General features: G+C 33.6%; 25 protein-coding genes, 2 pseudogenes and 1 riboswitch. Of the genes and pseudogenes, 9 read left to right on the top strand and 18 right to left on the bottom strand.

Annotated elements, in window-relative coordinates:
- Positions 1 to 522 precede the first annotated feature (522 nt).
- Positions 523 to 735 (top strand): DNA-dependent RNA polymerase subunit epsilon, encoded by a 213-nt coding sequence (locus JFU23_RS07775; RefSeq protein ID WP_000576436.1) that lies wholly within the window; start codon positions 523 to 525, stop codon positions 733 to 735.
- Positions 736 to 739: 4 nt separating this feature from the next.
- Positions 740 to 2407 (top strand): ribonuclease J1, encoded by a 1668-nt coding sequence (gene rnjA, locus JFU23_RS07780; RefSeq protein ID WP_201031704.1) that lies wholly within the window; start codon positions 740 to 742, stop codon positions 2405 to 2407.
- A 38-nt stretch (positions 2408 to 2445) separates the two neighbouring features.
- Here the strand turns inward: rnjA and JFU23_RS07785 are convergent, their stop codons facing one another.
- From JFU23_RS07785 to JFU23_RS07830, 10 genes are all read right to left on the bottom strand, one after another.
- On the bottom strand, positions 2446 to 3111 hold the full coding sequence (locus JFU23_RS07785) for a potassium channel family protein (protein WP_000504033.1): 666 nt from the start codon (positions 3109 to 3111) through the stop codon (positions 2446 to 2448).
- Positions 3112 to 3194: 83 nt separating this feature from the next.
- Positions 3195 to 4061 (bottom strand): hypothetical protein, encoded by an 867-nt coding sequence (locus JFU23_RS07790; RefSeq protein ID WP_002014843.1) that lies wholly within the window; start codon positions 4059 to 4061, stop codon positions 3195 to 3197.
- A gap of 274 nt (positions 4062 to 4335) precedes the next feature.
- Positions 4336 to 5466, bottom strand: a complete 1131-nt coding sequence (locus JFU23_RS07795; RefSeq protein WP_201031705.1) for an N-acetyldiaminopimelate deacetylase — start codon at positions 5464 to 5466, stop codon at positions 4336 to 4338.
- 61 nt (positions 5467 to 5527) lie between these two features.
- Entirely contained in the window at positions 5528 to 6250 is a 723-nt protein-coding gene (gene dapD, locus JFU23_RS07800) for a 2,3,4,5-tetrahydropyridine-2,6-dicarboxylate N-acetyltransferase (RefSeq protein WP_002014841.1), read from the bottom strand.
- Between the two features lie 71 nt (positions 6251 to 6321).
- A complete protein-coding gene (locus tag JFU23_RS07805; RefSeq protein ID WP_002014840.1) occupies positions 6322 to 7206 on the bottom strand; it encodes a transcriptional regulator CcpC in 885 nt (294 codons plus the stop codon).
- 177 nt (positions 7207 to 7383) lie between these two features.
- Positions 7384 to 7827 (bottom strand): cyclic-di-AMP-binding protein CbpB, encoded by a 444-nt coding sequence (cbpB, locus tag JFU23_RS07810; protein WP_002066926.1) that lies wholly within the window; start codon positions 7825 to 7827, stop codon positions 7384 to 7386.
- Positions 7828 to 7990: 163 nt separating this feature from the next.
- A complete protein-coding gene (abbA, locus tag JFU23_RS07815; RefSeq protein ID WP_002145987.1) occupies positions 7991 to 8182 on the bottom strand; it encodes an antirepressor AbbA in 192 nt (63 codons plus the stop codon).
- Between the two features lie 127 nt (positions 8183 to 8309).
- Positions 8310 to 8828 carry a ribonuclease H-like YkuK family protein gene (locus JFU23_RS07820; protein WP_002033829.1) on the bottom strand — a complete coding sequence of 173 codons (519 nt, stop codon included), beginning with the start codon at positions 8826 to 8828 and terminating at the stop codon, positions 8310 to 8312.
- Positions 8829 to 8902: 74 nt separating this feature from the next.
- Positions 8903 to 9052: a hypothetical protein gene (locus JFU23_RS07825; protein ID WP_002033828.1), complete on the bottom strand. Its 150-nt coding sequence runs from the start codon at positions 9050 to 9052 to the stop codon at positions 8903 to 8905.
- A gap of 185 nt (positions 9053 to 9237) precedes the next feature.
- Positions 9238 to 9474 (bottom strand): YkuJ family protein, encoded by a 237-nt coding sequence (locus tag JFU23_RS07830; RefSeq protein WP_000055151.1) that lies wholly within the window; start codon positions 9472 to 9474, stop codon positions 9238 to 9240.
- Positions 9475 to 9706: 232 nt separating this feature from the next.
- Here JFU23_RS07830 and JFU23_RS07835 point away from each other — a divergent pair, with 232 nt between their 5' ends.
- The gene (locus tag JFU23_RS07835) at positions 9707 to 9943 is read left to right on the top strand and encodes a glutaredoxin domain-containing protein (protein WP_002014835.1); all 237 of its coding nucleotides are present in this window, start codon (positions 9707 to 9709) and stop codon (positions 9941 to 9943) included.
- 25 nt (positions 9944 to 9968) lie between these two features.
- Here the strand turns inward: JFU23_RS07835 and JFU23_RS07840 are convergent, their stop codons facing one another.
- From JFU23_RS07840 to fadH, 3 genes are all read right to left on the bottom strand, one after another.
- Positions 9969 to 10457 carry a DUF3993 domain-containing protein gene (locus JFU23_RS07840; protein WP_002128890.1) on the bottom strand — a complete coding sequence of 163 codons (489 nt, stop codon included), beginning with the start codon at positions 10455 to 10457 and terminating at the stop codon, positions 9969 to 9971.
- Positions 10458 to 10640: 183 nt separating this feature from the next.
- Positions 10641 to 11858: an EAL domain-containing protein gene (locus tag JFU23_RS07845; RefSeq protein ID WP_201031706.1), complete on the bottom strand. Its 1218-nt coding sequence runs from the start codon at positions 11856 to 11858 to the stop codon at positions 10641 to 10643.
- A 255-nt stretch (positions 11859 to 12113) separates the two neighbouring features.
- Positions 12114 to 12878, bottom strand: coding sequence for a 2,4-dienoyl-CoA reductase (gene fadH / locus JFU23_RS07850; RefSeq protein WP_002142976.1), 765 nt, complete (start codon positions 12876 to 12878; stop codon positions 12114 to 12116).
- 194 nt (positions 12879 to 13072) lie between these two features.
- Here fadH and JFU23_RS07855 point away from each other — a divergent pair.
- Positions 13073 to 13929: pseudogene (locus JFU23_RS07855) on the top strand (metallophosphoesterase).
- Positions 13930 to 14026: 97 nt separating this feature from the next.
- On the top strand, positions 14027 to 14263 hold the full coding sequence (locus JFU23_RS07860; protein ID WP_002014830.1) for a hypothetical protein: 237 nt from the start codon (positions 14027 to 14029) through the stop codon (positions 14261 to 14263).
- Positions 14264 to 14428: 165 nt separating this feature from the next.
- Here the strand turns inward: JFU23_RS07860 and JFU23_RS07865 are convergent, their stop codons facing one another.
- Both JFU23_RS07865 and JFU23_RS07870 read right to left on the bottom strand, forming a co-directional pair.
- A complete protein-coding gene (locus tag JFU23_RS07865) occupies positions 14429 to 16537 on the bottom strand; it encodes a polyphosphate kinase (protein ID WP_201031707.1) in 2109 nt (702 codons plus the stop codon).
- Between the two features lie 106 nt (positions 16538 to 16643).
- Positions 16644 to 18181: pseudogene (locus JFU23_RS07870) on the bottom strand (Ppx/GppA phosphatase family protein).
- A gap of 177 nt (positions 18182 to 18358) precedes the next feature.
- Here JFU23_RS07870 and JFU23_RS07875 point away from each other — a divergent pair.
- A complete protein-coding gene (locus tag JFU23_RS07875; protein ID WP_002014827.1) occupies positions 18359 to 18817 on the top strand; it encodes a YkyB family protein in 459 nt (152 codons plus the stop codon).
- A 32-nt stretch (positions 18818 to 18849) separates the two neighbouring features.
- Here JFU23_RS07875 and JFU23_RS07880 read toward each other — a convergent pair whose 3' ends face one another.
- Together JFU23_RS07880 and JFU23_RS07885 are read right to left on the bottom strand one after the other, a co-directional pair.
- Positions 18850 to 19512 (bottom strand): YkyA family protein, encoded by a 663-nt coding sequence (locus tag JFU23_RS07880; protein WP_201031709.1) that lies wholly within the window; start codon positions 19510 to 19512, stop codon positions 18850 to 18852.
- Between the two features lie 551 nt (positions 19513 to 20063).
- Positions 20064 to 20717 carry a diguanylate cyclase domain-containing protein gene (locus tag JFU23_RS07885; protein WP_201031710.1) on the bottom strand — a complete coding sequence of 218 codons (654 nt, stop codon included), beginning with the start codon at positions 20715 to 20717 and terminating at the stop codon, positions 20064 to 20066.
- 161 nt (positions 20718 to 20878) lie between these two features.
- Between JFU23_RS07885 and JFU23_RS07890 the strand changes: the two genes are divergently transcribed.
- Positions 20879 to 21112 carry a phage holin gene (locus JFU23_RS07890; protein WP_002014824.1) on the top strand — a complete coding sequence of 78 codons (234 nt, stop codon included), beginning with the start codon at positions 20879 to 20881 and terminating at the stop codon, positions 21110 to 21112.
- A gap of 31 nt (positions 21113 to 21143) precedes the next feature.
- On the opposite strand, the gene JFU23_RS07895 is transcribed toward JFU23_RS07890, so the two are convergent.
- Complete coding sequence (locus tag JFU23_RS07895) at positions 21144 to 21644, bottom strand: hypothetical protein (RefSeq protein ID WP_201031711.1); 501 nt, start codon at positions 21642 to 21644, stop codon at positions 21144 to 21146.
- Positions 21645 to 22155: 511 nt separating this feature from the next.
- Between JFU23_RS07895 and JFU23_RS07900 the strand changes: the two genes are divergently transcribed.
- Both JFU23_RS07900 and JFU23_RS07905 read left to right on the top strand, forming a co-directional pair.
- Positions 22156 to 23697 carry an MDR family MFS transporter gene (locus tag JFU23_RS07900; protein WP_002014821.1) on the top strand — a complete coding sequence of 514 codons (1542 nt, stop codon included), beginning with the start codon at positions 22156 to 22158 and terminating at the stop codon, positions 23695 to 23697.
- Between the two features lie 91 nt (positions 23698 to 23788).
- Positions 23789 to 24346 carry a PadR family transcriptional regulator gene (locus JFU23_RS07905; protein ID WP_002128898.1) on the top strand — a complete coding sequence of 186 codons (558 nt, stop codon included), beginning with the start codon at positions 23789 to 23791 and terminating at the stop codon, positions 24344 to 24346.
- Between the two features lie 223 nt (positions 24347 to 24569).
- Positions 24570 to 24757, top strand: a riboswitch (cobalamin riboswitch).
- Positions 24758 to 24845: the final 88 nt, after the last annotated feature.

Consider the following 24845-nt stretch of genomic DNA (forward strand, 5'->3'; position numbering starts at 1 on the left):
ATATTCCTATTTTGATTATCACTTTTCAAATTTCAAAAAAAGTATAACATATTAAACATCTGTGAAGAAAGCGTTCACTTTCTGACCTTATTTATGAAATGTGCATATACTATTAGTGAAAAAATGTGGATACTTGTTCGGATGAATTTTCTTTTCTATTCTTCCTCATACTATATCTATAACTAACGGCTACTAATCGTTACTACAAGATAACTTACACTATACTAAAAAGAACAAGATTCACTATTCACTTCTAATCTTCTTTCTTGTATGGGAGACAGAGTTATCATTAGTAATATGCATGTTTTAAATAAGGAAAGGAAGGAGTAATCATGCTGAAGAAGCTGAAGAAAAAGCTCAAGCGTTATTTAAACGATTTAGTCCGTAAGAAGACAATCGCTTAAATTGTGCCCATTTCGGGCTTTTTCTTCATTCTCATTCGAAAAAACATGAAAATCGTGACTGTTTGCTTTATAATAAGTAACAGATAATGCAAAACATAGACAAGGAGAGGTTTTCCAAATGATTTTTAAAGTATTTTATCAAGAAAAATTAACTGAGGTCCCAGTACGTGAAAATACAAAAGTTTTATATTTAGAGGCTACGTCTCAAAAGGATGTTCGTAAAAAATTAAATAAGTTCGCATATAATATCGAGTTCGTTCAGTCTGTTACTGGTGCTCATCTTGAATATGAAAAACAAAACGCTGATTTAATATTAGCGGAGATCGTATAGTCATATGAAATTCCTAAAAAATGATCAAGCTGCCGTTTTTGCCCTCGGTGGTCTTGGTGAAATCGGTAAAAATACATATGCTGTTCAATTTCAAGATGAAATTATTATAATTGATGCTGGAATTAAATTTCCAGAAGACGAACTCCTCGGGATCGATTATGTAATACCAGATTACACTTATTTTGTGCGAAACGAAGATAAAATTAAAGGGTTATTCATTACACATGGTCACGAAGATCATATCGGTGGAATTCCTTATCTATTACGTCAAGTAAACATTCCAATTTACGGCGGAAAATTAGCAATTGCCCTAATAAAAAACAAATTAGAAGAGCACGGATTACTTCGTAAAGCAAAACTTTATGAAATTCAAGAAGATGATGTTATTAAATTTAAAAAGACATCTGTTTCCTTCTTCCGTACAACTCACAGTATTCCGGATTCATACGGAGTTGTTGTGAAAACACCTCAAGGACAAGTCGTTCATACAGGTGATTTCAAATTTGATTTCACACCAGTAGGTGAGCCAGCAGATTTAACAAAAATGGCCGAAATCGGAAAAGACGGTGTACTTTGTCTCTTATCTGATAGTACAAACAGTGAAGTGCCAAACTTTACGATGTCTGAGCGCCGCGTTGGTGATAGTATTCAAGATATATTCCGCAAAGTAGACGGTCGTATTATATTCGCAACCTTTGCATCGAATATCCATCGCTTACAACAAGTTGTTGAGGCTGCTGTTGAAAACAATCGTAAAGTAGCTGTATTCGGTCGAAGTATGGAAGCGGCTATTGAAATCGGACAAAACCTTGGTTATATCCGGTGTCCAAAGGATACATTCATAGACACAGCTCAGCTAAACCGCCTACCAGCTAATAAAGTTGTTATGTTATGTACAGGTAGTCAAGGGGAACCGATGGCAGCACTTTCACGTATTGCCAATGGTACACATCGTCAAATTCAAATTATCCCTGGCGATACAGTTGTTTTCTCTTCTTCACCAATCCCAGGCAATACAATTAGTGTAAGTCGTACAATTAACATGTTGTACCGCGCTGGTGCTGATGTAATCCATGGTAAACTCTCAAATATTCATACGAGTGGACACGGTGGACAAGAAGAACAAAAGTTAATGCTACGTCTTATTAAGCCGAAATATTTCATGCCAATTCATGGTGAATATCGTATGCAACGTATGCATATGATATTAGCGAATGATTGTGGTATTCCAGAAGAAAATTGTTTCATTATGGATAATGGAGATGTTCTTGCTTTACGTTCTGATGAAGCAAGCGTAGCTGGGAAAATCCCATCTGGCTCTGTCTATATCGATGGAAATGGTATTGGAGATATCGGTAATATCGTATTACGTGATCGTCGCATTCTTTCTGAAGAAGGACTTGTTATTGTAGTTGTAAGCATTGATATGAAAGAATTTAAAGTTGCAGCAGGACCTGATATCATCTCGCGTGGTTTCGTTTATATGCGTGAAAGCAGCGATTTAATCAACGATGCTCAAACATTAATTACAACACATTTAGAAACAGTAATGGAGCGAAAAACAACACAATGGTCTGAAATTAAAAATGAGATTACAGACACATTAGCACCATTCCTATACGAAAAAACGAAACGTCGTCCAATGATTTTACCAATCATTATGGAAATATAAGAAAAAGGACAATGCCTCCTCGGCATTGTCCTTTTCTCTTATCTTAAAAAATGCTTAAAACGATCTACTTCATCGTCATGACCAATTACAATTAATATATCTCCCGCCTGAACGTTTTCTGTAGCTCTAGGAGATACGATAACTTCTTTTCCACGTTTAATTGCTACAATGTTCAAACCAAACTTCGCACGAATATCTAATTCAATTAAAGAGTGCCCATCAATTTTTTTATTTGCGATAATCTCTACAATACTATGCTCATCTGAAAGCTCTAGGTAATCTAACACATTACTTGATGCGATATTATTAGCAATCCTTTTTCCCATATCTCGTTCTGGATGCACAATATGATCTGCCCCTATTTTACTTAACACTTTTTCATGATAGTCATTTTGAGCTTTTACAGTAATATTTTTCACACCTAATTCTTTCAAAATTAACGTTGTTAAAATACTTGAATTCAAATTATCTCCAATAGCAACGACTACATGATCAAAATTACGAATACCAAGACTTTTTAATACCATCTCATCTGTTGAATCTGCAATTACAGCATGCGAAGCTATATTTGCAAACTCATTAATTTTATCCTCATCTGAGTCAATTGCCATTACTTCCATACCTAATTGAGCTAATTCACGGCAAATACTTCCACCAAAACGGCCAAGCCCAATAACAGCAAATTCTTTCTCTTTTTCGCCCACAGGAATTCCTCCAATAACATCAAATACTATGTACTTTTATTGTAACATACTTTAAATTCGCTACAAAAACCTGTATATACTTCTTATTTTTGTTTTTGCATATAAAAATACTGTTGTAAATAAAACGCGATACCGAAAATTAACATACCAAATACAAATATATTTCCAAATGAACTAAATGTTTCAAAAACGAACAATAGCGTTTCTTGTCCGAAAAAAGCAAATAAAAGTTGTGTAAATGCGAATAACAGTGCCAATATGTAATGATGTTGATGGAATAAATAATGTGTTGCGCCTAAAAAAGCTACAAGCGAAACAATGAAGATCCACCAAGTTTCTAAAAACAATTGCCAATTAGTAAATTGATATCCATTTACTAATATCGCAATAATTCCTATAACTGCCATCGTCGGCACACTCCATAATAATGCACGCCCTCTAAAGAAGTGCGCACCTTTTGCATCTCCTTTTTCATTTGCGATGTATGTTAGCACGACAGTACTTATATACAAAACAGAGAGGATTGTTAAAACAATGATAAGCCAAAAATGTAATTGATAATATTCATGTTCTATATTCGTCACAATTGCAGCTAACATACATGGAATAAACATCCCTGTCCAACCATCTATTTTTCTTTCGTTCCAAAACACCGTATTACCAATCCGAATTCCTAATAGCATAAAAATAATGATACCTAGTACAAATAACGTAGTCTTATTCCCTACTAAACTCGTTGAGAAAGCAATTAATCCAATAAATAAAAAAAGAACAAATCCATTCATAATTTCTAGTACAGGTGACAAATATCTTTTCACCCATTTGTATGTTTCTTCATATTCACTATTATTTGCTAAACGATAGGCGTAAAAACTTATCCCAAAATAAACCGCCGCAATAATAACATATGCATATAAGACGAAACATAAAATCGCACTGCTAATTTGCACGTAATTCCCCACCCTTTTTTCTATGTATCACATTGATTTTACACACTTTTCATACTAAAAGTAAACATATAATAGGGTAGTTAAATAATTATCTTTCCTATTAGCAATAATTAATAATGAGCAGTGGCTAAAAACCCCCTGCTCATTATTAAGACGTCAAATTTAACTTTACTCATTTGTATGAAGATGTCTAACACTAACGAATACGAAAGATGTTTTCGTCTCTGAACTAAGAAGTCCCCACTCTAAACTATTGCACAATTAGCGAGTAAGTTCACTTTCTATTTCCCTTCCACTTCACATATTGATTTAAAAATACAATTGCTTTCTCAATAACCTCTTCGTCTGGTTTTAATTTCGCATGATGTAAACCATATTCTGAATTTACTCCAAGCCAAAACATAAATCCAGGTATCTCTCGAAGCATATAACCAAAGTCTTCACCTGTCATTGCCTCCGTACACGTAATTACGTCCATAGTCGTTTGTTCACGTGTAAATTGCATAAACTCTCTCGTTAGCTCCTCATGGTTATACACTTGATGATACATCGCTCCGTAGTCAATAACAGCTTCACATTGAAAAGAAGCTTCTATTCCCGCAACAATTGCCTCAATTCGGCTTTTAACACGTTTCATTGATTCCACTGATAGCGTTCGAATTGTTCCTTCTAAACGAGACTTTTCTGCGATAATGTTTTGAACTGTACCACCTGTAATTTTCCCAATTGTAATTACCGCACTGTCAAGAGGGTTCACATTACGACTAATAACTGATTGAAGTTGTGTAACGAGATGACTCGCTGCAACAATCATATCATTTGCTGTATGCGGATATGCAGCATGTCCACCTTTTCCTTTTAAATCAACGTATAGCTCTGATGTATTCGCAAATAATAAACCTTCTTTTGTCGCAATTGTTCCCACAGAGTATTCAGGCGCAATATGAAGTCCAAGAATCATATTAGGCTTCCATTCTTTTAACTCATCGCTTTCTAACATAGGAAGTGCACCACCTGGACCTTCTTCAGCTGGTTGGAATATAAACACAAGATCATCATCTATTCTTTCGCTTACAGCCGCTGTTAGAAGTCCTAAACCGATTGATGCATGCAAATCATGTCCACATGCATGCATCATTCCTTCATGGACAGAAGAGAATTCATATCCAGTTTCCTCTGTAATTGGTAGACCGTCTATATCTGCACGATAACCTATTATTTTTTCTGGATTTTTTCCATTTACTTTAACAATTACACCTGTTTTCCAGGTTTTCACTTCCAAATATTCATTAGGAATCGTTCCTATATAATCTAAAATATACTGTTGTGTTTTCCACTCTTTAAATCCGATCTCCGGAATTTTATGTAAATCTCTACGAACTTGGACAAATTTGCTTACTGTCATTTTTGCACCTCTATCTATAAAAAGCGTAAGAGCACATTCATGCTCTTACGCTTTTTATTTTTTATTTCTCTGGGTTTAATTGACGAAGCTCTTGTTTAATTTCAGTTTTTGCTTTTGTCTTCTCATCAATTTCTTTAATTACACGTGCCGGAGTTCCCGCAACAACTGTATATGGAGGCACATCTTCTGTTACAACAGCTCCTGCTGCTACAACTGCACCTTTACCTACTGTAACGCCTTCTAGAACAACTACATTTGCACCAATTACAACATCATCTTCAACGATAACTGGTTTTGCAGAAGGTGGCTCAATAACACCGGCAAGTACAGCACCTGCACCTACGTGACAGTTCTTACCAACTGTTGCACGTCCACCAAGCACTGCGTTCATGTCGATCATAGTACCTTCACCAATTACAGCACCGATGTTAATTGTTGCATTCATCATGATAACAGCGTTGTCACCAATTTCTACATGGTCACGAATAATCGCGCCTGGCTCAATACGAGCTTTAATACCTTTTAAATCAAGCATTGGAATTGCAGAATTACGACGGTCATTCTCAACTACATAGTCAACAATGTGCTTGTTATTTTCATCAAGAATTGTCTTAATTTCAGACCATTCTCCGAATAATACACCAGATTTTTTATTTACAAATGCTTGTACTGTTTCAGGGAATGTTACCTCTTTTAAATCCCCTTTTATGTATACCTTTACAGGAGTTTTCTTTTCACTGTTTTGAATAAACGAAATAATTTCGTTAGCGTCCATCATTTTCATTCTTGTTGCCTCCTAAATCCATTTATAATGTTACTCTACCAAACGATAGAGCGAGTAGCAAGACAATAATCTTATTTTTCCATTTGAATTTCTTCTATAATTTCTAAAAATGCTTGTACTTGCTTCAACTGCCTTGCCGAGTCACTCGTCAATAACCATGTTTCTCTCGTTAATTGAACAGGTGTTTTATACATATTTTCCTGCACTTCTTTTAAAACAGTCGAAGGTAAAAGAGCATAACCTATTCCATTTAAAACAAGCTGTTTGCACGTTTCAATTTGGTCAACTACAATCGTTCGCTTAGGTGGATTTGAAAATAATCCATACCACCAATTTTGTATTTGTCCATAGTAGGTCGAATCACTTTTAAATTGAATAAATGGTCTATTTGTCTCTTTTAACATCGAAATATCTTTTATTTCTTTATCAACTAAATATAATTCATCTTCAAATAATTGTTGTTTCTGCCCTTTGTATTCTTGTGATCCTCTCAGTATAGCAACATGAACGTCTCCTTCATAAAATTGCTTTTGCACTTCACTACTCCAGCCAGTAAACAGAGATATCTTCACAGAAGGATACTTATGCACAAATTTTTTCAAAACAGGTGGAAGCCAATATTGCCCAATGACTGATGCAACAGCTATTTTTAACGTACCGTATGTTTCGGTTCTGAAAAGAGCCAGTTCACTTTTAATACCCTCTTCCCGTTGTAACATTTCTTTTGCATAATTTGCAACTTTTTCCCCTTCAGGTGTAATTGTTAATCCTTTTTGTGAACGAATAAAAAATTTCATTCCCCATTGTTTCTCCATAGATTGTAATCGTTGACTAAGCGCAGGTTGGGAAACAAATAAACGTTCCGCCGCTTTTCTCATATTTGATTCCTGAGCTAACACAACCATCATTTGAAAATCATCAATTTGCAACTTTCTCCCTCTTTCCTTAGCTTCCATACACCTAATTTTAATAAGCATTTCATCCTTAATTTAATTGCATACTTTTATACATTAGAACGGTTTGTTAGTTCAAACTTTTCTTATGCTTTATGTCTTTTTAAATATAATACATACACAACTGATATGCACGAAAAAAAGTGACTTCGCCTTTTCTGTGAAGTCACTTTCCCTACGTTATCGATTATGCTGTCTCACTTTTTTATTCAACAATTTTAAAATAGCCCGCCGTGTTAAAATACCCTCGAAGTAACCTTCTTCATTGACAGCGCAAATAAAAGGATGATCAATTGTCATTTCTAAAGCTTTTGCAAAAGAATCTTCTAACATAAGAACTGGAATCTCTTCCTTCATCACTTGTTCCACTTTCATATTCTCAAGTCTTTCAAACTCAATGCGCTCTAATCCTAAAATACCATCTAAAATCATAGCAGTACTAATTAACCCATGTAATTTATACATAGGGTCTAAAACAGGAATCGCCGAATATCCAGATTTCACAAGAACGAGTAAAGCATGTTCTAGACCATTCCCTATTTGTACATGTGCTACTTTATCTGATGAAATCATTAAATCCTTCACAAGAATTTGTTGAAACTCGTCTTTCGGAATACTAATCATGTTACATCCCCCATTTTCCCTTTTTCCTGCTAATATTCTCCGGTCCTATTCACATTTTATGATAGCGTTTTCATATTATTATTTTGTCCTGACATTCTTCTAATAAAAATACATAACTATTTTAGCATATAACATAAAAAAAAGACTACCATTCCGGTAGTGCTTAATACCCTTTATTTTTTAATCGGTAAAACAATCTTGTGATTTTTTTATATTGCGTCACATCTGTCTGTTTTAAACCATTCTCAATGTCTGTAAGCTCCACCGCTAAAATTTCGCTCGCGTAATTTTGCTGAAACAGAATATCCAACAATAAATTTTCTTCTTCTCTTGTTAAAACAAATTCCTTTTCCATATGCTCCTCTCCTTGCACTCGCATCATCACTCTCATTATATAAATTTTTCAGTCCATTTAACAGATGTAATATTCAGTTTTCGTTAGAAATACTTAACGACTGCGAATATATAGACATCATTTCACATTATTTTGTATATCTGTTTGCGTAACTAAATGCCGCATAAGCATCTGGTTTAATTTTTGCTGTTAATCCCATTGCTTGAATTTTCATCGTCATATCTAAAATAAATTCTTTTGTTAAACCATCATTCCCGATATCTAAATGAATCTCCATTATGAATCCTGCTCCATCTTGAGCGTATGGGTGCAATAAATCCCATATCGCTTGTATATGATTGGGAGTAAATAGATAGGCGATTTCTTGACTAAACTGTGTTTCTAAATATATTTTCTCTCGCAACGTTGCTGGCTTATTTTTCACTGATTTATGATGCAAACATCCCCATGCTCCTTTTCCAACCCGATGAATATGTATCGCCGTAATAAACCTCGTATCCTTTTGATGCGCTTGTGAGTCTGTCCCAATAGATAATCGATATAAATTTCGCGGATCCTTTTCAATGAAACTACAAATACGGTTAAATACCATATCAAAATTCAAATGTCTCTCTGAAACATTATAAAATGTATGCTCACCGTCCACATAGTCACGTCCTTTCAATTAGACAGACTTTTCGTATTCTCATTGTATGGGACAAAAACAAAAATTATAACTTACTACCCTTTATTCGTTTCAATATTTCGAATTACATAATTACAAAACCTACATGTATAAATTACATTTTGATTAGACTGGGCGGTTAATACGTGATTAATTTCAGCATGACTGTGACAATTAGGACAAATAACAATCGGTAAGCGTTCCATCCTTTGCACCTCCTATTAATATTTACTATCATTGTAGGAAAAATAAAAAATTCCTATACATATACATTTGTAAAAACTCTTTTATTTAATCGCGACTTAAATTACAACTTCTACTACCTATATAGCCCATTAATTAATATAACTAAAAAAGGTACCGCCATTTGGCAGTACCTTTTTTATATGTATCAAGAAATGATATCGTAAATCTCAATTGCAACCATATCGATGTTATCGAATTGATACACTTGAGGTTTTTCACCTTGTTGATACACTTCTAACTCATACATTTCACTTTTATCGAAAAATTTCACGCTACATTTGCGCTCACCGTTCACTTCAAAATAGCGTTGTGCTACTTCACCGCTTTCAGCTTGTTCTTGTAGACTAACAAGTCGAGTTAAAATTCCTTGGAGTAGAGACATGAAATCTCTCCTTTCTCTGATCTTCCTACCAATAGGTTTTACAGCTATACTCATTCTATCCGTCATAACAGAAAAAACGTTCCACAATCTAGGATAAAGGTTCTTGGCAAGAAACTCAACTAAAATTTGTCGAAATAAGAAGTAAAAAGATGAAAGAGCATCTTTTTACTTCTTTATTGCGCTTTTTATACTGGCAGAATATAATAAACAACAGAAAAAGGGAGGAATTACAATGAAAAAAATTGAGGTTTATACACAACCTGATTGTCCGCCTTGTACCATTGTAAAAGAATTTTTAAAACATAATAACGTTGTATATGAAGAATTTGACATAAAAAAAGACGCTGCTGCACGCAATCGTCTTTTATATGACTATGAATCCTATTCAACTCCAACAGTTGTAATTGACGAAGAAGTTGTGGCAGGTTTTCAAATTGAAAAATTACAACAGCTACTCGGTATAGAATAGGAATAGGCGACACCTATTCCTATTCTCATAATTGTTGTAACCTTTTTATTTCAGTCAACAGTTCCTGACTTTCATGATACCCTGCTAATTTCCATTTTCCATTATCCTTTTGCAATGTCACAATTTGATATTGTCCACTCTTTGTCCGCTCATAGACATATAAATTCTTATGTTCTTCATCATAAGACATTTTTGTTTCTGAATTAAAAGAAAATGGAGCTTCTTTTGCTGGAAGTAAATATTCACCACTTTGTTTTTCATTTCTACTGTTTTCATCTGTAAAAACTTGAAGGAAATTATTTGTAAAATATGGTGATAACGTCTCTATCATCTTATTCGTAGGTATTTGCTTCCCGCGGATTGAAAATTGCGTCTCATAACCTTTTTGTATCGTTGTAAACACTTCTTTCCGATCCACTTTCACTTCTTCTTTTCCTAAAACAGTTGTGACACTATAGCCAACTAGAAAGGCAACACATATAAATAGAACAAACCATATTCCATATTTCTTCATTTTTTCACCTTCCTTTTAAAAGAGCTTGTCTTTGTAGTATTCATTGTAACAATGATTATGCAAAGAAAGGGATGATTTCGTTCGTAAAATCTTTACAACGATAGACAGCATTTTCATCATCATTTTCACTATTACCAATTTATGATAAAAACAAACAAAAAAATACACGAATTTCTTCGTGCATTAAAATAAAACATCTTCTTCATATAAATATTCGTACGATAAATCTATAAATAAAAAGTTTTCATCATCAATCGGGAATGAAAATGTTCGTACCATTTCACCAGTTTCGATATCAGCATATAAATCTGAAAGTCTTGCCTTATTCTCAAAACGCATTTTCATTATATTTTCTAGAAAATACGGGCGCCAGCTCCAGTTCTTCATATAATACTCTGGCATAATGATCCATCCACCATCTTTTTTCATAATATTACCCGATTGTTGAAAACCATCTTCATTACAAATAAATATCCGAAAACTATATTGTGATATGCTTTGGCTAAATTGTAATAACCAATCATTTATATCTTCATTCTTTTTTTGTTTTGACAGAACATCACCAATTCGATTACGTAACATCTCTGTTAAATTATAAATTTTTTGCAACTTCTTCTTCTCATGCAGAATAAATTGATGACATTCATTACCAAGTCGCTCTTTTAAAACATTCGTTTCAATAAAATCAGGTAAACATTCTTTCAAATAATTACCTTGATAATATCTACCACCGTTTTTCCAAGCATATTGTAGTTGATAAAAAGCATCAATTTCTTCATATAACAATGTCGCACCAATTCTTCTAGCAAGTAAAGATAAGGAATATAAAATATCTTGATAAGATTGTAAAAGTGCAGTTTGCCTTAAATTTGTTAAATCTACTTTTAAAATATCCGGTGCTAACACGCTAATACGCTCTAAATTACTTGTACCTGTTCCGACTTTATTAATCGAAATTTGAATACCATATGTACGATAATACATGAGTAAATGATTAAATTGTTCTATATCTTCTTTACATTCATGTTCTGTTATTTCCAGAACAATGCGTTGTAAGTTCAAACCTTGTTCTTCATACATCAGCAAAAGTTGAAGTAAACTTTCATCTTCATCATTCATTAATACATTAGCATTCCGATGTATAAATAATAATAATTTTTGATCCGTTTCTAAATACCTATTTAACGCTTTTTCTACGATGATGTTATCCGCTTCAAGTTGGAACTCACTCGGAATAGAATCATCATGGAAGAAAGATGCTAAACTTTGTATGCCCTCTTCTGTTTGAATACGTCCTACAACTTCATATCCAATTACTGTATGCTCATCAGCACTAAAAATAGCTTGATAATAAGGAAGGACTTTATCCAAGTTACTCATTACATCTAATGCATCTATCAACGTGCTTCCCTCCCTTTACTTTTCAAAAATTATAACACGATATTTACAGAAAAATAATAAAAAATCCCTTCAGTTTTCCTGAAGGGATTAGAGGGGTAAAATGCTAAGGGGAATTAGCAATTCTACTATGAAGAAAAAAGAGGTCTTAAATATAACGTATATATCCCCTCTTGTAAACACATTTCTTTTAAGTGTCACAATTTCGTCATATTTTACCACAAAGAAATGAATAAATCATTCGTTTGTTCATCCCTTTTAAAATGGATATTGATGCAAATGCTGGCCACCATCCATTGTCATACAAGTTCCATTTATGTATGCAGCTTCATCTGAACATAAATAATAAGCTAGACCCGCAATTTCTTCTGGTGTCCCCAGCCTACCAAGTGGGACACTTTGTATTGTACGCTTAGCCATTTCTTCTGAAATCCATAATTTATCGGCACCACCTGTACGTTCAATTGGTCCTGGTGCGATAGCGTTAACTCGTATTCCATATTTACGTCCCCACTCAACAGCAAGAGTTTTTGTCATCGCTAATACACCAGCTTTAGCTGCTGCCGAATGGATAACCCCTGGGCCTGCATCCCATGCATATGTTGCCACCATGTTAATAATATTTCCTTTTATACCTTTTTCAATCCAATATTTTCCAATAGCCTGACTACAATAAAATGTACCATTTAATACAATATTAATTACCGAATTCCAGCCATTCACAGATAAGTCCTCTGCTGGACAAATAAAGTTTCCAGCTGCATTATTTATTAAAATATCAATTCGTCCAAACTTCTCATCAATATGTTCAATCATTTTTTGAATATCATCAGTATTTCGTACATCCATTTGTACAGATAATACTTGCCCTGGAAACTGTTCAATTTCTAACTTTGCTTCTTCTAGCTTTTCTTTTGTACGCCCTGTAATAACAACACGTGCCCCTTCTTTCGCAAAACGTATCGCCATCCCTTTTCCCATTCCACTTGATCCACCTGTTATAATAACTACCTTCTCTTTCACATACATCCCCTCCAAAAAATGAATACACATTCATTTTATCACTTTATTTGATAGAAATCTTTATATTTTTAAATTTTTCTGATATTTTAACGTAAAGAGGTTTCTTTTCGTTCATTTTTTCGTAATCTATACTACTTTTTTAGTATTTAAAATATATTTTTAAAAAACTGAAGGGAGGTTCGAGTAACCTGTATATGAAGAAAATTACAAGAAGAAATTTTTAAAATCTGGAATACGCACTTGTCTATATTCATTTATAACCGCAAGTATCGGCTATTATTATGCTAAATATATAGAGCCCTATTTGCTTTCTTTTACGCAACACACACTTAAATCACCGCTCATACCAAAAGGTTTTCATGGTATGAAGATCCTTCAATTTAGCGATTTACATCTAGGATACTATTTCTCTCTCCAACATTTATCTCAAATCGTTTCCAAGATTAATGCTGAAAAGCCAGATATTGTCCTTTTTACTGGTGATCTCATTGATGATTACCAAACATATACCGAGGCTTCTTTTGTTGCATCCATTTTAAAGAATATACAGGCACCCTTCGGTAAATTTTCTATTTATGGTAACCACGACCATGGCGGATATGGAACTGAATACTATGATCACATCATGCGCGAATCTGGATTTGAAGTTTTGCAAAATAGCGAAAAGCGAATTCGTTTACTGGATAATAGTGAAATTTCTATTTTTGGACTCGATGATATGCTACTGGGTAAACCAAAAATAGCGGAAACTTTACAACATGCAAAACAAAATATTTATACAATTGTTCTCGTTCACGAACCAGATATCGCGCCACAAATCGCTACATATCCAATCAATCTTCAACTTTCTGGTCATAGCCATGGCGGACAAGTACAAATTCCTTTTTTAGGTGCTATTATTACCCCGTCGCTTGCAAAAGAATATATTGAAGGTTTCTATGACATTCAAGGTTTGACTCTCTATGTCAATCGAGGTATTGGAAGAACACGTGTCCCATTCCGCTTTATGTCAAAACCTGAAATTACACTCTTCATCCTACAACATTCGTAACAATTCGCCTATTTCCTTACATATCCTTCCTTGTACGCGCTCATCCACGCTTGGTCCACCATATGATAAAAATGAGTCCAGTAAAGGAGGTTTGTTCATGTATCCATATTATCAACCGATCCCAGTTCGTTCAGCACCTTTTGGCCCAGCAGGCGACTCACGCTTCTTTCCATTTTTCGGTGTTCCATTTCTAGCTGGAATTGCTGGCGGACTGCTAGGCGGAGCATTAGCTTTCGGGCCTAGACCGTTTTATCCGCCTTATCCACCGCCTTTCCCACCACCAGCACCTTTTCCTTGTTACGGAGGGCCTTGTCAACAACCATACTATTATTAATTTAAACCAACCATTCTTCTAATGTTTTTCTCTCAACGAACCGACTCATCACACGCCTATAATAAAAACTATTCTCTCTACTCATCCTTCCATTTTGAGAATATATGAGTAGAGAAAAAAGTAAAAACCTCTTAAATTCAATAAGAGGTTTTTACTTTTTTCACACTATTCAGCGTCTGTATTTTGATACGCCATCTTAAATAAATTCACTTGGCTATCAATTTCTTCTATACTACTATTAATTATATAATAATAGTCACCATCTTTATTTTGCTCACGTGTTTTCACATTATCAGCTAAAACCAGCTGTAAAATTGCCTTTATTCTCGCTTTCATTTCAATATCTAAAATTGGGAAGGATATTTCTACTCGTTTTTCCATATTCCGCGTCATCAAATCAGCTGAAGATAAATATATTTTTTCATCTCCATTATGATGGAAATAATAAATACGACTATGTTCTAAATATCTTCCAACAACACTAACTACACGAATATTTTCACTTACATTTGGAATCCCAGGTCTTAAACAACATGTCCCTCTAACGATGAGCTCTACCCTTACCCCAGCTTGTGATGCTTCATACATTTTTTTTATTAACGGTTTATCTGTTAACGAATTCATTTTAGCGATAATATATCCATTTCCATATTGTCTATGATAACGGATTTCCTCATCTATTAACTCCATAAACTGCTCTCTTATATCAAACGGGGCAACAGATAAATGATGAAAATGCGGTTTTTTTGTATAACCACTCAAATAATTAAAGAAATTTGTTGCATCTACACCAAAGTCTTTTCGCGATGTAATATATCCAAAATCGGTATACAACTTCGCTGTTGCATCATTATAATTTCCGGTTCCAAGATGTACAAACCTTTCAATTTTTCCGTTTCTTCTTCTTACAACTAACGTAATTTTACTATGCGTTTTCAAGTGACTTACTCCGTAAATAACGTGACATCCGGCCTGTTCCAATTCTTTAGCCCAATGAACATTATTCTCTTCATCAAACCTTGCCTTTAACTCAACCAATACCGTCACTTGTTTTCCTTTTTCAGCTGCTACCTTCAGCGCCTGAATTATTGGAGAATCTCCACTTACACGATATAATGTTTGTTTGATCGCAAGTACATTCGAGTCATCTGCCGCATCACGGACAAAATCAACGACTGGCTGAAACGACTCAAAGGGATGGTGTAATAAAATATCATGTTCTATCGCTTTTTCAAATACATCTTCCTCATCACCTAAATCTTGAGGAGGTTGAGGAATAAGAGCCGGGTATACTAGATGTTCATATAAAGGCGCTAATTTTTTATATAAGGAGAATAAACATGTTAAATCTAACGGTCCATCCATCATGTACACATCTTCATCTTTTACTTCTAACACATCATACAATAACGCTAACACTCTTTCATCAATGTGTTCTTTACCAACTTCTAAACGAACGGCAGCTCCCCACTTACGCTTTTTCAATTCTTTTTCAATTACTTTTAATAAATCGCGTGCACCTTCTTCATGGATCGTTAAATCCGCATTACGTGTAATACGGAAACGAGTAACAGGTGATACGTTATATCCTGTGAATAGTTTATGAGTAAAACCACTAATTACATCTTCTAATAAAATAAATTTATGTTTTTGCCCTTCACTCGGTAAAAATATGAAACGCTCCAGTAATGAAGGCACTTGTACAATTCCTAACTTCGTACGATTTTCTTCCTCAGCCTGTTGCTCATCATATAAAATAGTAGCTAAATTCAAACTTTTATTTAATAACATTGGAAATGGACGATACGCATCAATAGATACAGGGGTTAAAACCGGAAATATTTGTTCATCAAAATACTCCTCGATAAATTCCCTTTGCTCTTTCGTCAAATCATGGAATGTTAAACGCTCAATCCCCTCTAGTTCAAGCGCTGGCAATAAATAATTTTTAAACGTTTCATACTGCACAGTCATCAACTCATGCGATTTTATCGCAATCTTATTTAACTGTTTCTTTGGTGTTAAACCTGCTTTATTTTCTGGCTGATTAAATCCCGCACTTACTTGATCTTTCAAACCTGCTACGCGCACCATAAAAAATTCATCTAAATTCGAACTAAAAATACTAATAAACTTTAGTCTTTCTAATAGTGGATTATTTTCATCTTGCGCTTCTTGTAGTACACGTTCATTAAATGCTAGCCAGCTTAATTCACGATTATTATAATACGCTGTATCATTTAAATTTACTAAATTCCCCTTTAGTAATTCCATTCGCTTCACACTTCCCTTTGAAACTTTTTTAATATAATTTAATTACTTTTATTTTATCAAATTACAATATTCCAAAGTGTTTTTTTTGTAAAGACATCCGTACAACCTAACATTTCAATTCGAATACTAAGTTAATATTCGTTTTTAATACTCTTTCAAGCTGTTTTTTTGTTTTTCCGCTTGAACTTTTTCCGCCAATGCCGATTCTTCACATAAAATCCTGAATGTTAAACCTTCTTTACTTTCCGTTATATATATTGTTTCAACAAGCGATCTTTGTCGTATATTTAAAGCAGCCGAAAATTGTAATACAGCCCCTAATAATCGAATTTTCTTTTGTTCACTTTTATCAAACCATCCTTCAAACAGTGCCAAATGTTGTTTAAATAACATTTTTGATTTATAAGATGCAATAAGCGCTAACCTCACTCGATCTTTATGCATCATGCCGTCAATTGTTTTATTTGCCAATAAATAAAACGTGTGTAAACGACTCGCTTCTTCGTCTATATATTTTCCAATATTAAATACTTTCGCTGCTTGATGGAATGCTTCCCAGTCTTTTATTGAAACAGAAATCAGTCCCATTTCTTCGAGTTGTTTACAAATCAATCTTCCATGTTTAATAAGTTGAATGACAAATTCCATATCCATTTCATATTCGTGTGATAACAAATGTAAGCTTTCTTCAACTACATTCGGATAATATGAAATCCCTAAATCTTTCGTCAACTCTTCATAGAAAACACCTTCTCTTAATCCTTTTTTGCTTAATACAAATGCCGTTGCTTCTATAATATTTACAAGTTTATGAAATACTTCAACCGCTGGAATAATTGTATCAGCTCGATCTTTTGCCAATCCTTCCATTTTCTGAAGTTCGATAAACGATTGTTTTTCCAATGCACCTTTTACATTTTCAATATCTTCTTCTTTCATTTTGTATAAATGTACTCCCGCTATAGGATAATTTGTTAAATTTTGGTTGATTTTCGCTAAGTTTCTCGCACTACCACCAATTGCAATAAGAGGCAATTTCTTATCAATTAACCATGGTAACGTTCGAAATTGACACTCTAAATACTCTCGGATTTCCTCTAATTCATCTTTAGTAGGAATATCACCTTTAATAAATAGATGTTTTAAAGAAAGCGCACCAAAAGGAAAACTATGGTACTCTAAAATCTCTCTATTTTTAATATATGTAACTTCCGTACTTCCGCCACCAATATCTACTGTTATTCCTTCCGAAAACGAAGTAGAATTCATAACTGCTAAATAGCCGTAACGTGCTTCCTCATATTCTGATAATACTCTAAGAGTAAAGTCTGTTTGTCCTTCAACAAGTTTTTTAATCTCCTCTTGATTCTCAGCCTGTCTAATTGTTGCCGTTGCAACACAAAGTACATGATGCAACTGATGGAATTTTGTACTTTCTTGAAATTGAAATAATGTTTGTAACAATACTTCTTTACCTTCTTCATTCAAAACACCATCGATTAAATAATTTCTTAACCGAGCAACCACTTTCGTATTTTCAATTTCTTTATAAAAACCTCCATTTTGCTTTTCATAAATAACTAAACGCATTGTATTAGATCCAATATCTATAATGGCATATTGTAATTTTAATATTTCTTTCAAACTTCTCACTCTTTCATTATCAAATTTCTGAAACATATTCTATCACTATTATACAAAATAGTTGTTTTTTATAACAATATTGCTTTAATATTGAAAATATATACAATTACTTTTTGCATATAATAAAAACCCATTTTATTTATGCTATAATAAGGAAAAATTGAAAGGAGAGTCAATATGAAACCTTCACAACCACAATCTCCATTGCATAATCAACATTCTATTAATAGACTAGCTCAATCTATTTTCGTTGTGAATCGTCATGCTAAAGCTGCAACTAACCCTAAGTACTTATATTGGTTAAAAAAGACTGCTTTAGAACGCTTAATTACTGAAAAAAAGGCTATCAAAGAAGGATTACATTTTTCTAGAAATCCACGTTTTAGTCAACAACAATCCGATGTTCTTATACGTTTAGGTGATTATTTTTTCCATATCCCTCCTACGAAAGATGATTTTCGCACCCTACCGCATCTTGGTCACCTTGAATCCTCCTATCGAAATCCGAAAACAACCTTATCTTTAACAATAGCAAAAAAAACACTTCAAGATTATATTGGTCCTGAAGCATTAAAACAGGAAAAAAAATTAAGCGAACCAGTTCCATGGTATAGCCGTACCTATACAAAAAAATAAAACAGTTTGGCCTAATATTAGGCCAAACTGTTTTATTTTTTATCTTCCTTAATTTTAATATTAGCTTGTTTATAGAATGCAACTTTTTCTGTATTATATGATTTCGTATATTCATTAAACTTATCTTTTTCTGTCTCAATATCTTTATATGCTTGGTTTACTACCTTTACTTTCTCGCTAATATCTTTTAATTTTGTACCTTTATCTTGTAGCATTGTATATAATTCTTTTTCTTGCTTTAAAGATTTATTATAGCTATCGTACATCTTTTGGAATGAATCATATCGTTTCTCATAAGTACTCTTTACTTTATCCGCCTGGTCTTTTAATTTATTATCTTCAATTTTCTTCACATGCTTATCAGCTGACTTCACTTCTTCTTGCGCTTTATTTAACGCCTCTTTTTCTTTAATAAGAACTTTTTCTCGCTCAGCTGTATTTTTCACCGCTTGATCAAGCTTATCCTTAACAGCCTGATTATTATCTTTTCCTTCTTGGACAATTTGATTATATAATACTTGCCCCTCTTTCTCTAATGACTCTAATTTTTTCGCATCTTCAAACATTGTTTTTTCTTGCTTGGCAGCATTTTCAAATGCAACATATAGCTCCTCTTCTGGTTTTGGGCCGAAACAACCAGCTAGTAAAGTCATTGATAATGCAGTTATAATTGCTAATTTATTATATTTCAACATCTTTTCCTCCTATTAATAAGCGACCATCGTGCCAAAAATCCCATGAAAAACATGTAACTTCTTTATCTATTTCACGCTCGCATCTTTTTTACGAAGATCATCAATAATTATTTATACTGCTTGTACAATTTTCGCACTTGCAATTATGTAATGTCTTAAAACATAAAGGTATTTACCTTAATCTTACCTACTGCAAGAAACACTATAATATTTCACCTGATAAAAGATGATTGTTGACCTCTCACGTCTATCATTCCCTTTCTCACTTTCTATCAAATAACCTCTTTGTCCATTTTACATATTGCAAAGGGGACCTCGCAACTCTTACAAAGATTCTTTTAATTTCTTAAAAAGGAAAAGTGTAGAGCATGTTTTCCTCTACACTTTTAAACTGAAAACATTGTGCAAAATGCATTGACACATCCACACACAATTATATGCTGATTTCATATATTTTTAAAGACTTTTGTTACAAAAAAGTTTTTTTTGTAACAAAAGACAAAAAAATGTTACAAAAAAATCTTTATATCATACTTCTTCAAATCAAAGTTTTATTCATGACTTTGCAAGTTTCTATAATTATACAATTGATTTTGTGCCTTTCTAAACAAATCTTCAAAAGTTTTCCCTTCTATAGGATAACTTGCAGCCCCAAATAATAGTGTAGCACTTAATAAATCATTCGCTATTTCATTTTGAATATTTTTGATTAATCGACTTGTTATTGTTGACTTTTCATAGCCATTATCAACAGCTACGATAACATATTTATTTTCATCCCACCTCGTAACTACATCACCTTTTCGAACTGTCTTTACAATTGTACGTTCTACTCTTTGGACTAGCTCATCTAACTTTTTTTCTTGCACTGTGTCTTTTAATACATCCCATTCTTTTACGGAAAGAATATACACTGTAATATTACGAGAATCTCTTTCTGATAAAGCAGCTACTTTTCCAAAAAAATCAACGACAAAATCGTTATTCGTCATTCCTCCTACTTCAATATTTACACGCGTATTCGTTCTTTTATCGTACCAATGTCCAAAATAATAGCTTAGTATCATTTGCAATATATAAATAATAAAGACGGTTAAAAATGATCGCGAATCTAGCTTAGCAATTACATCCTGAAGTGCAATCCATTCTGTAACCGCAACTGTGTTCCCAATTAATAATCCACTAATTTTCCCTTTATGTTTCATACTCTCCCCTTTTATACCAATATATGTTTCTATAACAATAATGTTTTTCTATAAAATAAAAAATGTACATATTTAATGTACATTTCTACTTAAGCTTGTATACCTTTTCTATTTTATTTCATATATATACTATATATCGTTTTCAGGAAGGAGTGACCTATATGCCTCAAAAAGAAAATCTATTAGATATTATGCGCTTACTAGCTGGCTTTTTGTTATCATTAAAATTACTATTTAACTCTTTCGGAATAAACTTCATTACAAACGATCAAATTGACGCTATAGTAAATGTTATTTCATTTCTATTCATTCTATATTTTGGATACAAAAATAACTATATTGGAAAAAAGGGAGTGGAACAAAAAAAATTACTCAAGAAGCACAATCTTCATTAAAGAAGGAACCTTTCGCACAGGTTCCTTCTTATCATTTTCTGACAACCACTTCATTTGTTTGTAGCGGTCCATATGATACACCTTTATATTGAAATGTATATGTAGCCTGAAATAATGAATTGGGAGGAGCTTTATCTTTATTTGCTTTTATTTGACAAATTAATTCTACCTTTTCACTCGGTGATAAATTATCGATTCGCCACCTTACAAGCTGAAATAAAAACTCACTTATTCCCTTATCTGCTTTTAAAGAGTTTGGGATATACGCGAAATAATCACGAATCATATGACTTACAACTACTCGCGAAATCATTTCAACGCCTTTATTTTCAACTTCAAGTCGAATAATTAGTATGTCATTAACATCATAAATCATCTCATACGAAAATTTTTCTTTATACATACTTCGGATTTGCAATGTGACTGCTACATTGGATGCTTCCGTGTCCTTTTTAGAACCATCAATCCACAAAACCGGCTGTAACGGTATAGGATACCTTCCTTGATCCGAAATTCGTTTCCATATTTTCATAATATATTCACCTCATTCCAGATATATCATCTATACAACTGTATTCTGCCTCTCGGCGCAATAAACTACACTTTGAAAAAATATTGAGCTTGTTACAAACCATATTAAATTTTCCTTCTCCTTTTATCCTATTCGACAATATAAAGAAAAAACCATTTTTAATAGGTTGACACAGGTTATACTTTATTAAATATTTTTTTACAATTTCCTTCCTTGACTACATAACAAAATAAATTCTTACTCTCTCTTTTGGTCAATATAATAAAGTGAAGCTCTAATCAATCGGGCTTTAACGGGCAGTTAAAGCCCGATAAAATAATTTGGCGGTAGAAAACATTTGCCTTTTAGTCAAATTTGACTATAATATAATTTATGATTTCCATCCTTTATATCATGTCAGTGCAATTTTTTATAAAATGAAGAGGAACGATACAAACTGTACATAAAGTTTTTTTATGCATTGCACTAAAAAACTTAAGTTAGTTTAATTTTTATTAAAGGAGGGCTACTTTTGGAAGCACAACTATCAAAAAACGATTCAAGTAAAACAAAATTTGTTGTTGCTGGTTTACTACTTGGTATTCTAATGGCAGCAATGGATAACACAATCGTCGCAACTGCGATGGCAACGATTGTCGGAGACTTAGGAGGGTTCGACAAATTCGTTTGGGTCACATCCGCCTACATGGTAGCAACAATGGCCGGAATGCCTATTTTCGGTAAGTTGTCTGATATGTACGGACGGAAACGCTTTTTTATTGGCGGATTAATTCTCTTCTTATTTGGTTCTGCACTTTGCGGGACAGCATCAAGTATTGAACAACTAAGTATTTATAGAGCCATTCAAGGAATTGGTGGCGGCGCTCTTATGCCTATCGCATTTACAATTATGTATGATATATTCCCGCCTGAAAAACGAGGAAAAATGACTGGACTATTTGGTGCTGTTTTCGGGACATCTAGTGTTTTCGGACCTTTATTAGGTGCTTACATTACAGATTATATAAGTTGGCACTGGGTCTTCTATATTAATATTCCATTAGGACTTATTTCCTTCTTCTTCATTACTAAATACTATAGCGAGTCTCTAGAATATCGAAAACAAAAAATTGACTGGGCTGGTGCTATTACGCTTGTCATTAGTATCGTTTGCTTAATGTTTGCTTTAGAACTTGGTGGTAAAGAATATGCATGGGACTCTAATGTGATTATTGGTTTATTTTCAACTGTTGTTATTCTGCTTATTATTTTCTTCTTCGTAGAAAGAAACGCAACCGAGCCTATTATTTCTTTCCATTTATTTAAAAAACCTTTATTTGCAGCTAGCCAAGGTGTTGCCTTTTTCTATGGCGCAGCTTTTATCATCTGTACAGTTTATATTCCAATCTTCGTTCAAGGTGTTCTCGGTGGTTCAGCCTCAAATGCTGGATTAATTTTGACACCTATGATGGTAGGATCTGTAATCGGAAGTCAAACTGGTGGACAATTAGCTTCACGAACAAGTTATCGTAACATCATGACAGTATCTGGAGTTTTCTTCGTTCTTGGTATTTATTTACTAAGTACTTTAACTATGGAAACACCTCGTACACTCGTAACAATGTTTATGGTGCTTGCTGGACTTGGAGTTGGATTCTCCTTCTCAGTTTTAAGTATGGCATCTATCCACAAACTAGAAATGAGAGATCGCGGTTCTGCTACATCCACGAACTCATTCTTCCGTTCACTTGGAATGACCCTTGGCGTCACGATTTTCGGTACGATTCAAAATCATGTTTTCACTGATAAATTAAAAGCAGTCTTCCCTCCTGAACTAGAAAAAATGGCTCCTAAAGGTGGAGACACAAGCTTTTTATTATCACCAAATGCTACTGAAAAGCTACCTCCTGAAGTACTAAGCGGAATTAAAGAGGCTCTTGCAACATCTATTGCTAATACATTTTTTTGGGCACTTATCCCAGCTACGCTAAGTATAATTTGTATTTTACTTATGGGAAATGAACGTCTTTTAACAGGACCAAAAACAAAGCAAAAACAAAAACAAGTAAGCTAATATAGAAAAACGAAACGGTATATCCCTTTATGAAAGAGGATATACCGTTTATAATATATATAAAGTTTCTATATACAGGAGTTGATACAGCATGAGCATGAAGTTAGTCATTCTCGGCTTGTTACTCGAAGGAGATAAACATCCCTATGAAGTGCAGCACATAATGAAAGAAAGACAAATGGATTGTTATATTAAATATGCCAAGGGATCGCTATACTACGCCTTCGAGCAATTAGAAAAACAAGGTGCGATTAGCATTACCAATATTGTTAGAGATACGAATAGACCAGATAAAACAATCTTCCATATAACAGAGGAAGGAAAAGCCCTTTTCCACACCTTATTATTAAAACAATTTGAAGCGAAAAACCAAATATATAAACCTATTTATTCAGCGCTCTCTTTCGCTCACTTTAGCGACGAACAAGCTCTAGTTCCTATTTTGAAAAAAAAGAGAGATGATACAATGCTCTATTTACATACAATGCAAACGATATACGATCATAATAAACAACTAGTTCCTCGTGCTCAACTATATATTCTACAAAGTGTCATTGAGCATATTAATGTTGAATTACGCTGGCTAAACACGCTCTTACAAGATGCAACTGCAGGTCGTCTTTCAGAAATAGGTGTAGATAATGATTAAGTTTTTCTAAAAGAGGTGCCTCCTCTTTTAGAAAAACTTAACACTATAATTATTCCTCGCAACTCAAAACACCCTCATTTTAATAATAAATAAACATCGAAAAACTTAATTTTCCGAATAAAAAGAAATAAAAAAACTTTAGAATTTTCTTATTTTAAAACAGTGGACAAAATTCCGAAAATTGTGTTAGAATTTGTTTCAATATCATATCGCTTGTTAAATTCCTTTCAAAAGGAAAATAGGTACACGAATATTTCACTTCGTGTTTAAAAGGGAAGTTTGGTGAAACTCCAACACGGTCCCGCCACTGTAAATGCTGAGATTTCTTTTTTGTGCCACTGTGAAAACGGGAAGGTGAAAGAAATTATATGAAGCATAAGTCAGGATACCTGCCTATTTTAACAACACTGATAGACTCACGGATGATGATGAGGTGTTAAGAACAAAAAGGAAGGCTTATTTTTCTATGCCTTTATGCTTTTTGTTATAGGTATTTCCG

This window comes from Bacillus sp. TH50 (assembly GCF_016650565.1).
GTDB lineage: Bacteria > Bacillota > Bacilli > Bacillales > Bacillaceae_G > Bacillus_A > Bacillus_A mycoides.